This window comes from Winogradskyella sp. KYW1333 (genome assembly GCF_003335675.1).
Classification (GTDB): Bacteria; Bacteroidota; Bacteroidia; order Flavobacteriales; family Flavobacteriaceae; genus Winogradskyella.
Genome location: NZ_QPHL01000017.1, coordinates 42,103 through 53,612, shown reverse-complemented (window position 1 = coordinate 53,612; position 11,510 = coordinate 42,103). Strand labels below are relative to the sequence as shown.

General features: G+C 33.4%; 13 protein-coding genes and 1 pseudogene. 1 reads left to right on the top strand and 13 read right to left on the bottom strand.

Features of this window, described 5'->3' with window-relative positions:
* Positions 1-51: 51 nt before the first annotated feature.
* Positions 52-1,002 (bottom strand): annotated as a pseudogene (locus DUZ96_RS10005) (endonuclease).
* A gap of 72 nt (positions 1,003-1,074) precedes the next feature.
* Between DUZ96_RS10005 and hflX the strand changes: the two are divergent.
* Positions 1,075-2,286, top strand: a complete 1,212-nt coding sequence (gene hflX, locus DUZ96_RS10000) for a GTPase HflX (RefSeq protein WP_114302330.1) — start codon at positions 1,075-1,077, stop codon at positions 2,284-2,286.
* A gap of 47 nt (positions 2,287-2,333) precedes the next feature.
* Here hflX and DUZ96_RS09995 read toward each other — a convergent pair whose 3' ends face one another.
* From DUZ96_RS09995 to DUZ96_RS09940, 12 genes are all read right to left on the bottom strand, one after another.
* Positions 2,334-3,242 (bottom strand): DUF3078 domain-containing protein, encoded by a 909-nt coding sequence (locus DUZ96_RS09995; RefSeq protein WP_114301811.1) that lies wholly within the window; start codon positions 3,240-3,242, stop codon positions 2,334-2,336.
* A 137-nt stretch (positions 3,243-3,379) separates the two neighbouring features.
* The gene (locus DUZ96_RS09990; protein ID WP_114301810.1) at positions 3,380-3,886 is read right to left on the bottom strand and encodes a DUF2480 family protein; all 507 of its coding nucleotides are present in this window, start codon (positions 3,884-3,886) and stop codon (positions 3,380-3,382) included.
* Complete coding sequence (locus DUZ96_RS09985) at positions 3,887-4,213, bottom strand: DUF59 domain-containing protein (RefSeq protein WP_114301809.1); 327 nt, start codon at positions 4,211-4,213, stop codon at positions 3,887-3,889.
* Position 4,214: 1 nt separating this feature from the next.
* The gene (locus tag DUZ96_RS09980; RefSeq protein WP_114302329.1) at positions 4,215-4,637 is read right to left on the bottom strand and encodes a SufE family protein; all 423 of its coding nucleotides are present in this window, start codon (positions 4,635-4,637) and stop codon (positions 4,215-4,217) included.
* Positions 4,638-4,670: 33 nt separating this feature from the next.
* Positions 4,671-5,420 (bottom strand): META domain-containing protein, encoded by a 750-nt coding sequence (locus DUZ96_RS09975; protein WP_181855266.1) that lies wholly within the window; start codon positions 5,418-5,420, stop codon positions 4,671-4,673.
* 114 nt (positions 5,421-5,534) lie between these two features.
* A complete protein-coding gene (locus DUZ96_RS09970; RefSeq protein ID WP_114302328.1) occupies positions 5,535-6,749 on the bottom strand; it encodes an aminotransferase class V-fold PLP-dependent enzyme in 1,215 nt (404 codons plus the stop codon).
* Between the two features lie 24 nt (positions 6,750-6,773).
* A complete protein-coding gene (gene sufD / locus DUZ96_RS09965; RefSeq protein WP_114301807.1) occupies positions 6,774-8,087 on the bottom strand; it encodes a Fe-S cluster assembly protein SufD in 1,314 nt (437 codons plus the stop codon).
* Positions 8,088-8,097: 10 nt separating this feature from the next.
* Positions 8,098-8,850, bottom strand: a complete 753-nt coding sequence (gene sufC / locus DUZ96_RS09960; protein WP_114301806.1) for a Fe-S cluster assembly ATPase SufC — start codon at positions 8,848-8,850, stop codon at positions 8,098-8,100.
* Between the two features lie 5 nt (positions 8,851-8,855).
* The gene (locus DUZ96_RS09955; RefSeq protein ID WP_114301805.1) at positions 8,856-9,269 is read right to left on the bottom strand and encodes a hypothetical protein; all 414 of its coding nucleotides are present in this window, start codon (positions 9,267-9,269) and stop codon (positions 8,856-8,858) included.
* Between the two features lie 12 nt (positions 9,270-9,281).
* Positions 9,282-10,730 (bottom strand): Fe-S cluster assembly protein SufB, encoded by a 1,449-nt coding sequence (sufB, locus tag DUZ96_RS09950; protein WP_114301804.1) that lies wholly within the window; start codon positions 10,728-10,730, stop codon positions 9,282-9,284.
* Positions 10,731-10,739: 9 nt separating this feature from the next.
* Positions 10,740-11,069, bottom strand: a complete 330-nt coding sequence (locus DUZ96_RS09945; protein WP_114301803.1) for an iron-sulfur cluster assembly accessory protein — start codon at positions 11,067-11,069, stop codon at positions 10,740-10,742.
* Positions 11,070-11,181: 112 nt separating this feature from the next.
* The gene (locus DUZ96_RS09940; RefSeq protein WP_114301802.1) at positions 11,182-11,421 is read right to left on the bottom strand and encodes a hypothetical protein; all 240 of its coding nucleotides are present in this window, start codon (positions 11,419-11,421) and stop codon (positions 11,182-11,184) included.
* Positions 11,422-11,510 lie beyond the last annotated feature (89 nt).

The following is an 11,510-nucleotide window of genomic DNA, read 5'->3' as shown; positions in this document are numbered from 1 at the left end:
GTGTTTTAATAGATTAAGTACAATTATAATCGATAAAAGGGAATTGCTCTATTAAGAAGCTTTTAGGTTGATAAAAACAGGAAAATCATCACTATATCCACCCTTATATTTTTTGCCTACATTAGTTCTAAATGGCTGTCCCTTATACTTTCCATGGTATTGTGTTAAAGACTTTACATCAAATACATCCGCTTCATCAAAAGACAGGGAAGAAATATTGTTATCAAAAAAGTTTATTGAGAATAAAATATGATCAAATAGATTCCACTGGAAATTATGGTTTAGGCTTCCAACATCTCTAGACCAAACCGTTTTAAATGGATTGAAAAGACTGCTTTCCTTTTCAATGAGTTCCATACTATTATTATTTGGGTTGTCATTAAAATCACCCATAACAATTATTTTCATATTAGGACTGTCTTCTTTAATGGTGTTAATTATTGAATTAACCTTTTCTGCAGCTGCAATACGTTTGTATTCAGTTTCTTTTTTACCCTCCCTTCTAGAGGACCAATGATTTACAATAATTGATATGGTTTCTCCATTTAATTTCCCTTGGACTAATAAAATATCTCTTGTATAATCTCTTAAACCCTCTTCATTTTCTAGATAGATTGAAAAAGTATCAGAATGTTCTACTTCAAATATATCGTTCTTATATAAAAGAGCTACATCAATACCGCGCTCGTCAGAAGAATTATAGTGAACATAATTGTAGTCTTCATCTCTTAGATTTTCACTGCTTATTAAATCAGAAAGCACCAATTTATTTTCAACTTTCGATAGTCCTACTATAACAGGAGCTTCGTCAGAATCATCATTCCCAATTTTCGAAATTACGGACCCAATTTTCCGCAATTTATTGTAATAGCGTTTTTTAGTCTAACGTTTTCTGGAAGTTGGTAAAAAATCATCGTCATCACTCATAGGATCATTCACAGTATCAAATAAGTTTTCGATATTATAAAAGGCAATGGTATACTGCTTTTGCTTATTAGTCATGGCAATAAATATATGATTTTAAAAGATTATTTGGAATATAGCATTTGCTTAACTTTGTACTTTATTGAATATATGATTGAAAAAAAAGATATAGCTCTAGAAAAAGTTGCGCTCGTTGGTATTATCACCCAAGATCAAGATCAAGAAAAATCTAAAGAGTATTTAGATGAACTAGAGTTTTTGACCTTTACTGCTGGTGGAGAAGTTGTAAGGCGTTATACTCAAAAAATGAACGTGCCAAATCCAAAAACATTTATCGGATCTGGTAAGATGGAGGATGTTATGCACTTTGTTAAAGAAAATGAGGTTGGCACAGTTATCTTTGATGACGAATTATCACCTGCACAAGAACGCAATATCAGTAAGATTCTTAATTGTAAAATATTAGACAGAACAAATCTTATATTGGATATTTTTGCCCAGCGAGCCCAAACAAGTTATGCTAGGACACAGGTAGAGCTGGCTCAATGTGAATATTTGCTTCCTCGATTAAAAGGAATGTGGACACACTTAGAGAGACAAAAAGGTGGTATTGGCATGCGTGGTCCTGGTGAAACAGAAATTGAAACGGATAGACGTATTGTACGTGATAAGATTGCATTGTTAAAGGCCAAGATTAAGACCATAGATAAGCAAATGGCAGTACAGAGAGGCAACCGTGGTAAAATGGTTAGAGTTGCTTTAGTTGGATATACTAATGTTGGTAAATCTACTCTTATGAATGTAATTAGTAAGAGTGAGGTTTTTGCCGAGAATAAATTGTTTGCTACCCTAGACACCACAGTTAGGAAGGTTGTAATAGGAAACTTGCCATTTTTAGTAAGTGATACCGTTGGTTTTATAAGAAAGCTACCTACACAATTGGTAGAGTCTTTTAAATCCACTTTAGATGAGGTGAGAGAAGCTGATTTGTTATTACATGTGGTAGATATTTCGCATTCCAATTTTGAAGAGCATATAGAATCTGTAAATCAAATATTAGATGAAATTCAGAGTAAAGACAAGCCAACTATTATGGTATTTAATAAAATAGACGCCTATAAACCTGAACCACTTGATGAGGACGAAGGTGAACTAGAAGGGACAAAAGCCAATTACACAATTGAAGATTGGAAAAACACATGGATGGCGAAACTAGGCGATAATGTATTATTTATATCTGCTCTCAATAAGGAAAACTTAGAAGAATTTAGAAAACGTGTATATAAAGAAATAAGAGAAATACACATAACAAGATTTCCATACAATCATTTTCTTTATCCTGATGTTGAAGATATTACATAAAAAAGAGAGCTATTTTAGCCCTCTTTTTTATGAATATTAGTTCTATCTTAGAACTTATAACTTAAACCAATAGTGTAATAGGATTGCAGGTCATTGTCTGCATCTTCTAAATCAACTCCTTGGAAATTTGCTGCTTCTTGTTTGTTGCTTCTCAATGCGAAATCAAAACCAACACCAATCATTTTCCATAATGTATAGCTAAAAGAGTTAGTCCATGTCCAGTTTGATAAGTCTCCTGATTCATAACTTTGAAATGTAGAGAAGTTAGTTTTAAAATTAACAGCACCTATAGATTTCGTATAATCTGCTACTATTTTTGCACCTGCAGAAGATTCAAATACGCTGTCGTCATCAGCAAAAACAAAGTTGTAGTTTAAAGGATGTATTACAACAATCATATTCTCAATTGGAGTCCATGTAGCACCGACACCCAAATCTAAATAACCGGGATCATTGAAGTTATCTAATAATGTAGTTCTATATTCCAACAATCCAGAGACTGCCCATTTTTTGCTTAATTTATATCCATAAAGAGATGAAAGATTAAAAACATCTGTTGTTGCTTCAAAACTATCTTTGTCTGAGGGATCGTCTTTATCATCTAGTTTTACCCAGTTAAGATTAGTGGTTAGTGTATTTCTCCAAAAATACTTGTCTTCAATTTTATTAGCATATGCATTGACTGTAAAACCAATATTACCGGAAGCGTTGTTAGGTGTGCCCTGTGCATACCAATTGTTAAAGTTGGAAAGACTACCACCAATAGTACCAAAAGCACCAACACGCCAACCAGGTAATGCATCAATTTGGGCTTGTAAAGCATCTGCTTCTCCTTGAAATTTGTCAGCCTCGGCTTGTTTCTCAGCTTTTTGCGCTTCTAATTCTTCTTTGGTTTGTGAAAAACCAAAAGAAATGGCTAGCATCAAAACTGCCATAAAGATTAATTTTTTTTTCATAGTTAAAGTGTATTTAATAAAGTTTAGTCGATTCTATTACAAATATAACTTAATATAGTATTTTTTATATTTAAAAAGGCACTCATCTTGTATCAATTAGATCAAAAAAATTAGTTTAAGTCATAAATATTGCAGAATTATGTTCTTTTATAAAGGGGTACAGAAGAACAAGCTTCACCGAACATTATAGATTTAGCAACGGGTTGCAGTCTTTCTGTGAGCATTACCATTGCATTCGAAGGAACGGGTTTATGAGAACAACCTTTAATTATAACTGGCATATCCTCATATAACCGAATATTAAGGTTTGAAATAATAGAGGCAAAGAGTATAGACTCTAAATGGTCTAGGTTACCAATAACAACTTTTTTAGCGAAATTATTTAATTGAATAGTGATTAACATATATGCCCAATCTGGTACAATTGCTTCTGTTGAGCAATGTAATGCTACGTAGCAATCCTTATATTGAGACCAATCATGCCCCAAAACAGAAGCTCTAAATTCTTTTTCTCTTAATACAAGTCCTTTGAGCAACCAATCCTTAATATCAAACAAGATTCGTTTTCCGTCTGGATAATAATCCTCTAAGTCAATCACTTTGAGTTTACTATTTGCAACTCTATTTATAATTTCCTCTGCCATTTAAAGCATACCTAGTTCTAATTTTGCTTCCTCACTCATTAAATCTTGTGACCAAGGAGGATCAAAAGTTATTTCCACCACAGCGTCTTTTACCTCATTAATTGACTTAACTTTTTCTTCTACCTCTAATGGAAGTGTTTCTGCTACAGGACAATTAGGTGTGGTTAATGTCATTAGGATTTTTACATCGTAATCCTCATTAACAAAAACATCATAAATTAACCCTAGTTCATATATATCTACAGGGATTTCAGGATCGTATATTGTTTTTAAAACTCTAACAATCTTTTCTCCTAGCACATTTGTATCTATAGTTGTCTCGCTCATTTTAATTTAATTGTGTTTGGTATGCTATAGCATACATTTTAAGTTGTTTTATCATACTAACTAAACCGTTTGCTCTAGTTGGTGATAAGTGCTCTTTTAAACTTATTTTATCTATAAAATCAGTATCAGCATCAATGATATCTTTTGGATGTTGACCGGAAAAAACTCGAATTAAAATGGCTATTATTCCCTTAGTTATAATAGCATCACTGTCGGCAGTAAAATTGACTTTGTCATTTTCCATTTCTGCATGTACCCAAACCTTACTTTGGCAACCTTTTATTATATGGTCGTCAGTTTTATATATTTCGTCTATAAGAGGTAATGTCTTACCCAGGTCTATCATGTATTGATATCGTTCTTCCCAGTCTTCAAACATTGAGAATTCGTCAATAATTTCGTTTTGTAATTCTGCAATTGTCATCATCAATTATTTTGTCGTAAAATTACAAAAACCCTACTGTTTAGCTATATTTTCTTTTATAGATAACACTTTATTAACTAATGCTTCTATTTCTTTCGGTGGATGGCCATGATCAAAACTTGGAGTTGTTTTTTCAATACCATTTTTAATAATTGTTAAGGTTGCAATTGGTGCTCCATCAAAAAGGCGTTTGTCAGTAGGAGCCCTCAGGTTTTCTAATTCATCAAGATTTAATTGATCAAATATTGATATTAGCTGATTTTGTTCCTCCTCCGTACAATTATAGTCGCTAAACACTTTTAAATTTCTATCTTGAGAAACACTGATTTTAGAATTTGAGATTTTTATATATCCGAAGTACCCTCTAGATATAGCTTTATAAATCAAAACTAAACTAGGATTTGGAACTGCTTTTTTCATACTTTTTTCAGCAACGGCCTTTTCCCCTTTTACAACAACGTTGTCATCCACATGAAACAAGAGATAGTTTTCATCCAATTCTATTTTAGTTGAACCATTCAGTGTTGAAAAGAAATTGCGTTCTAAATCACCAATAGCTTTACCACAGAACTTTTTGGAAGACGCAATATCACCAAAACTAATTTTATTGTCTTCAAGGGTGTAAGTACCAAAAAAACTATTACAACCGCCAAATCCAGTCACTCTATTAGAATTAGATTCAAAGGTGATTTTTAATATTTGACCTTTGATCATTTCATTATACATTTCTTTAATTATATATGTGCCTGCTAATGATTCTTGATCCAAGCTTTTGGTTTTCATTGAATTTTTATTGGAGTTACAAGAATTGGTAAGAAGTAAAAAACTGAATATAGATAGTAGTATTTTCATTATAAAAGTGTTGAGAATGTAAGTTACACTTTTAATGCCAAATTTTTAAGATAACATCATAATTGACTTTTTAAGTGCAGAAATAAATAAGTCAATTTCTTCCTTTGTATTGTAGAACATAAATGATGCACGGACAGTACCTGGAATTTTATAAAAGTCCATAATTGGTTGTGCACAATGATGTCCAGTGCGGACGGCAATACCCATTTTGTCAAGTAGAGTGCCTAAATCGTATGGGTGAATGTTGCCTACGTTAAATGATATTACAGAAGTTTTATTAGCTGAAGTGCCATAAATTTTTAAGCCATCTATATAGAGCAATTCTGTTGTTGCATATTCTAAAAGTTCACCCTCATATTGTGCTATGGTTTCGAATCCAATAGTATTCATATAATCTATGGCGGCACCAAAGGCAATTCCACCACACACATTAGGCGTACCAGCCTCAAATTTATGAGGTAAATCTGCATAGGTGGTTTTGTCGAAGGAGACTTCAGCTATCATTTCACCACCACCTTGATAAGGCGGTAATTTTTGAAGCCATTCTTCTTTTCCATATAGCATACCAATTCCAGTAGGTCCACAAATTTTGTGAGCAGAACACACATAAAAATCTACATTTAATTTCTGAACATCTGGCTTTAAATGTGGACATGCTTGGGCACCATCAATTAAAACAGCCGCTCCAACATCATGTGCTTTAGTAATAATGTTTTCTATTGGGTTAATTGTGCCTAATGCATTAGAAATATGATTCACAAAGACCAACTTTGTATTTTCATTGAGGAGCATATCATATTCTGAAATTATCAGCTCCCCTTCTGAATTCATGGGGATTACCTTCAGCGTCGCCCCTGTTTTTTCACAGAGCATTTGCCATGGTACTATGTTACTATGATGTTCTAAGGCAGAAACGATAATTTCATCACCTTTTTTTAACAGCGAAGCAAACCCATTTGCGATCATATTTATACTGTGGGTTGTGCCCGAAGTGAAAATTATCTCATGAGGATGTTTGGCATTGAAATGCGATTGAATTGTCCTACGTGCATTCTCATAGGCATCAGTTGCTTCTTGGCTTAAGGTATGTACACCTCGATGAATATTTGCGTTGTACTTAGAATAGTAATCTACAATAACGTCAATCACCTGCTGAGGTGTTTGAGAGGTCGCTGCATTATCTAAATAAACTAGTGGTTTGCCGTTAACCTTTCTATAAAGAATTGGGAAATCTTCTCTTATGCTCTTAACATCAAATATCATTTCTTCTCCTAACAACTTTATTTAAAGATCAAAACCAATGTCAACACCCAGTTTGTTGGCGATAATTCTAGTTATACGATTTTTAAGTACAGGAATTTTTACTGAGTCAAGTACATTATTACTAAAAGCAAACATCAATAATGCTTTCGCTTCCTTTTCAGGAATGCCTCTAGATCTAAGATAAAACATTGCACTTTCATCCAATTGACCAATGGTACAACCATGAGAACATTTTACATCATCAGCAAAAATTTCTAGTTGTGGTTTTGTGTTAATACTCGCTTTATCGCTAATTAAAACATTATTGTTAGCCTGAAAAGCATTCGTTTTTTGCGCTTCTTTCTCTACGACAACCTTACCATTAAAAACACCAGTAGCCCTATCATCAAATATACCCTTATAGTCCTGATGGCTTTCACAGTTTGGTTTAATATGGTGAACAAGTGTATTATGATCTACGTGTTGTTTATCTCCAATAATAGTAATACCCTTCATGGTAGAGTCAATACGTTCACCGTTTTGATAATAGTTTAAATTATTTCGTGTTAGTTTACCACCAAATGAAAACGTATGAACTTTAGCAATACTTTCTTGTTTTTGATTTATAAACGTATTATCAATCAATGATGCAGTGGATTTATCATTTTGAATCTTGTAATAATCTACAATCGCTCTTTTATTGGCAAAAATCTCTGTTACACTATTTGTTAATATTGGATTATCTGTTAAGCTTTGATGACGCTCAATAATTTGAACATGAGAGTTCTCATCTACCACAACTAAATTACGTGGTTGAAGCATTAAAGCAGATTCATTACCAGTAGAAAAATGTAATATCTGGATAGGTTTTTCTACCAACTTGTTTTTTGGAATATGGATGTAAGCTCCTTCTGCCGAAAACGCCGTATTTAAAGAAGATAAACCATCATTAGACGCTATTTTATTGAAATAATTCTCAATGATTAAACGATACTTTGGCTTCGTAAGTGCAGAAGACATTAAACAAACATCAATTCCATCATGTGTCGTTTGAGACAAGTGTGATGAGTACTTCCCATCAATAAAGATGATTTTATAAGAATCAATTTCATGAAGAAAATACTTCTTTACATCCTTGAATTCAAGAGCTTTTTCATGCTTAGGGAAAACACTATAATCGTGCTTTAAAACCGAATTTAATGAGGTGTATTTCCAAGCTTCTTGTCGCTTCGTAGGGAAACCTTCAACTTCGAAAGTCTTTATAGCTTCAGTCCTAATATCATGTACTGGTGAATCTATGTCTACCATATTTTCAAATGCCATGAATGAGGATACTAACTTTTCTTTTAATTCCATTTGCTTAATATTAAGCGTTTACTTCTTCCTTAACCCAGTCGTAACCTTTAGCTTCTAATTCGTGAGCTAAATCTTTTGTTCCTGTTTTTACAATTCTCCCGTTGTGTAAAACATGTACATAATCCGGTACTATATAGTCTAACAATCTTTGGTAATGTGTTATTACAATAACAGCATTGTCCTCAGACTTAAGTTTATTTACGCCATTAGCTACAATTCTTAGCGCATCAATATCTAAACCAGAATCAGTTTCATCTAAAATAGCTAATTTCGGCTCTAGCATTGCCATTTGAAAAATTTCATTTCGCTTTTTCTCACCACCAGAAAAACCTTCGTTTAGCGAGCGCGATAAGAACTTACGATCAATGTCTAAAAGCTCAGATTTTTCTCTTATAAGCTTTAGCATTTCATTTGCGGGCATATCTTCTAAACCTTTCGCCTTACGCGTCTCGTTAATCGCTGTTTTAATAAAGTTCGTAACACTAACTCCGGGAATTTCAACAGGATATTGAAAGGACATAAATACTCCTTTATGAGCACGCTCTTCTGGTCCAAGTTCGTCAATATTTTCTCCATCTAAAATGATTTCACCCTCATCTACTTCATATTCTTCTTTACCAGCTACTACTGATGCCAAAGTACTTTTTCCTGAACCGTTTGGTCCCATAATAGCATGTACTTCACCTGGTCTTACATGTAGATCTATACCTTTTAAGATTGCCTTATCTTCTACACTCGCATGTAAATTCTTTATTTTTAACATTGTCTTTAATTTGCTAGTTTTATAACGTCGTCTTTATTTGGGTCAGGTGCTTCCACCTTTAAAATTTCCTTTATTTCAATATTATATGTCCATAGGCTAGCCTTATTTGAATTTTTAATTCTCTTAACTCTTACCGTAATTGGGACAGAGGTATATTCATCTTCCTTAAATGGTTTTACTTTTTCATTTAAGGCCTTCATATTATCGTCTACGATAACGCCATAAATGTCATTTCCTGTTTGAAATACCGCTGCATTTTTATTTGCATCGTACACAAAATCACCTTTCATTGTAATAAAACCATCATTTGCATCGTATGATTTTGCTCTATTTTCCTCAAGATTTATATTTTGCTTAGCATCGTTTTTACAACTTGAAAAACTGATTATCGCAATTAGAATGAATACAATTTTTTTCATCTTTTTTATGTATTAACCTACTGATCCCTCTAGACTAATTTCTAATAATTTCTGAGCCTCTACAGCAAATTCCATAGGTAATTTGTTAAGAACTTCTTTACTAAAGCCATTGACAATAAGAGCTATTGCCTTTTCTGTATCAATTCCTCTTTGGTTACAATAGAAAATCTGATCTTCACCAATTTTACTTGTAGTAGCTTCATGCTCTATTTGTGCCGATTTGTTGTTTGCTTCGATATATGGGAAGGTATGTGCACCACACTCATTACCCATTAGTAAACTATCACACTGTGAAAAATTACGAGCATTATTTGCTCTTGAGCTTATTTGAACTAATCCACGATACGAATTTTGTGACTTACCTGCAGAAATACCTTTAGAAATAATGGTTGATTTTGTATTATCGCCAAGGTGAATCATTTTTGTTCCAGTATCTGCTTGTTGATAATTGTTTGTTACGGCAATTGAATAAAATTCACCTACTGAGTTGTCTCCTTTTAATATACAAGAAGGATATTTCCAAGTTACGGCACTTCCTGTCTCAACTTGGGTCCAAGAAATTTTAGCATTCTTTTCACACAATCCACGTTTTGTAACAAAATTGTATACGCCACCTTTACCTTCGGCATTTCCTGGGAACCAGTTTTGAACAGTTGAGTATTTTATCTCCGCGTTATCAAGTGCAATCAATTCTACAACGGCTGCATGAAGTTGGTTTTCGTCTCTACTTGGAGCCGTACAACCTTCTAGATAACTTACATAGCTACCTTCATCTGCAATCACCAAAGTTCTTTCAAATTGACCTGTTCCAGCCTGATTTATTCTAAAATAAGTAGACAATTCCATAGGGCATTTAACCCCTTTCGGGATGTAGCAAAATGAACCATCACTAAAAACAGCACTGTTTAATGCAGCATAGAAGTTATCTTTTTGAGGTACAACGGTGCCTATATATTTTTTGACTAATTCCGGATACTTCTGAATGGCTTCAGAAATACTCATGAATATGATACCCTTTTCTGCCAATGTCTTTTTAAATGTTGTGGCTACAGACACGGAATCTACTACAACATCCATAGCAACACCAGCTAATTTCTTTTGCTCATCTAGGGAAATCCCTAATTTCTCAAAAGTTTCCAAAAGTTCAGGGTCTACTTCATCTAGGCTATCGTACTTAGGCTTGCTATTCGGGGCAGAATAATATGAGATGGCCTGAAAATCTGGTTTTTCGTAAAGAACATTTGCCCAGTCTGGCTCAGTCATTTCTTTCCATACTCTAAAAGCTTCAAGTCTCCACTCTGTCATCCACTCTGGCTCTTCTTTTTTCTTGGATATCGCTTTTACAATATCTTCATTTAAACCTTTCGAGAATGTTTCAGATTCAATATCTGTGTAAAAACCATATTCATACTCTTTGGTTTTTAACTCCTCTCTTAAATCGTCTTCAGTATATTTACTCATTAGTATATTTTAAAGTGAAAATGATTCTCCACACCCACAAGTGCGATTGGCATTAGGATTATTAAAAACAAAGCCAGTTCCGTTAAGTCCTCCTGAATATTCTAGGGTGGTCCCAATTAAGTAAAGAAAGCTTTTCTTGTCAACTATGATTTTGATACCATTGTCTTCAAAAATCTTATCGTCTTGGGCATGTTCTTTATCGAATTTAAGATCATAAGAAAGCCCAGAGCATCCACCACTTTTAACACCAACTCTGATGAAATCAGTATCTGGATTATAGCCGTCAACAGTCATAAGTTCCATGACTTTTTTCTTCGCTTGTTCAGAAACTTTAATCATATCGTTTAACTAGATTCGTTCTAAATTGAATGCAAATATACGATATAACAAGGCTTAAACCATAATTGCTAACATTATATTAGCATATGATTTCATAGGATTTGACTATAAGCTATGCGGATAATTTTGCCTTAACGGATTGTAGTCTTAAATGATACAATTTTCTTAATACTCTTTTAATGTGAGTGTTGGGATTACTAATGTGTTCAAAATTTCCTTTGGTGTCTGTATTTACTACAATTCCGCAGTGATTACAAGTTAATTCGGAAGTTTGGTCGTTATTAATTTTAGTTTTAATGTAATTATGACCAAACGCTGTACATGGTAGCGCTGTATTTGGGTAGGTTTTCATAATATTAGTTTCTTTGGGAGCAGACAATGTAGTGAAAATTCAGCCTTTAACGGTTGAAATACATAAATATTCGATGAAAGACACTAAAT

What these genes read in the sequence shown, in the direction of transcription:
- DUZ96_RS09955 (WP_114301805.1), bottom strand. Translation starts at nt 9,269, where the DNA reads ATGAAAAAAATTGTATTCATTCTAATTGCGATAATCAGTTTTTCAAGT.
- hflX (WP_114302330.1), top strand. Translation starts at nt 1,075, where the DNA reads ATGATTGAAAAAAAAGATATAGCTCTAGAAAAAGTTGCGCTCGTTGGT.
- sufD (WP_114301807.1), bottom strand. Translation starts at nt 8,087, where the DNA reads ATGGAATTAAAAGAAAAGTTAGTATCCTCATTCATGGCATTTGAAAAT.
- DUZ96_RS09940 (WP_114301802.1), bottom strand. Translation starts at nt 11,421, where the DNA reads ATGAAAACCTACCCAAATACAGCGCTACCATGTACAGCGTTTGGTCAT.
- DUZ96_RS09945 (WP_114301803.1), bottom strand. Translation starts at nt 11,069, where the DNA reads ATGATTAAAGTTTCTGAACAAGCGAAGAAAAAAGTCATGGAACTTATG.
- sufC (WP_114301806.1), bottom strand. Translation starts at nt 8,850, where the DNA reads ATGTTAAAAATAAAGAATTTACATGCGAGTGTAGAAGATAAGGCAATC.
- DUZ96_RS09995 (WP_114301811.1), bottom strand. Translation starts at nt 3,242, where the DNA reads ATGAAAAAAAAATTAATCTTTATGGCAGTTTTGATGCTAGCCATTTCT.
- DUZ96_RS09980 (WP_114302329.1), bottom strand. Translation starts at nt 4,637, where the DNA reads ATGACAATTGCAGAATTACAAAACGAAATTATTGACGAATTCTCAATG.
- DUZ96_RS09990 (WP_114301810.1), bottom strand. Translation starts at nt 3,886, where the DNA reads ATGGCAGAGGAAATTATAAATAGAGTTGCAAATAGTAAACTCAAAGTG.
- DUZ96_RS09985 (WP_114301809.1), bottom strand. Translation starts at nt 4,213, where the DNA reads ATGAGCGAGACAACTATAGATACAAATGTGCTAGGAGAAAAGATTGTT.
- DUZ96_RS09975 (WP_181855266.1), bottom strand. Translation starts at nt 5,420, where the DNA reads ATGAAAACCAAAAGCTTGGATCAAGAATCATTAGCAGGCACATATATA.
- sufB (WP_114301804.1), bottom strand. Translation starts at nt 10,730, where the DNA reads ATGAGTAAATATACTGAAGACGATTTAAGAGAGGAGTTAAAAACCAAA.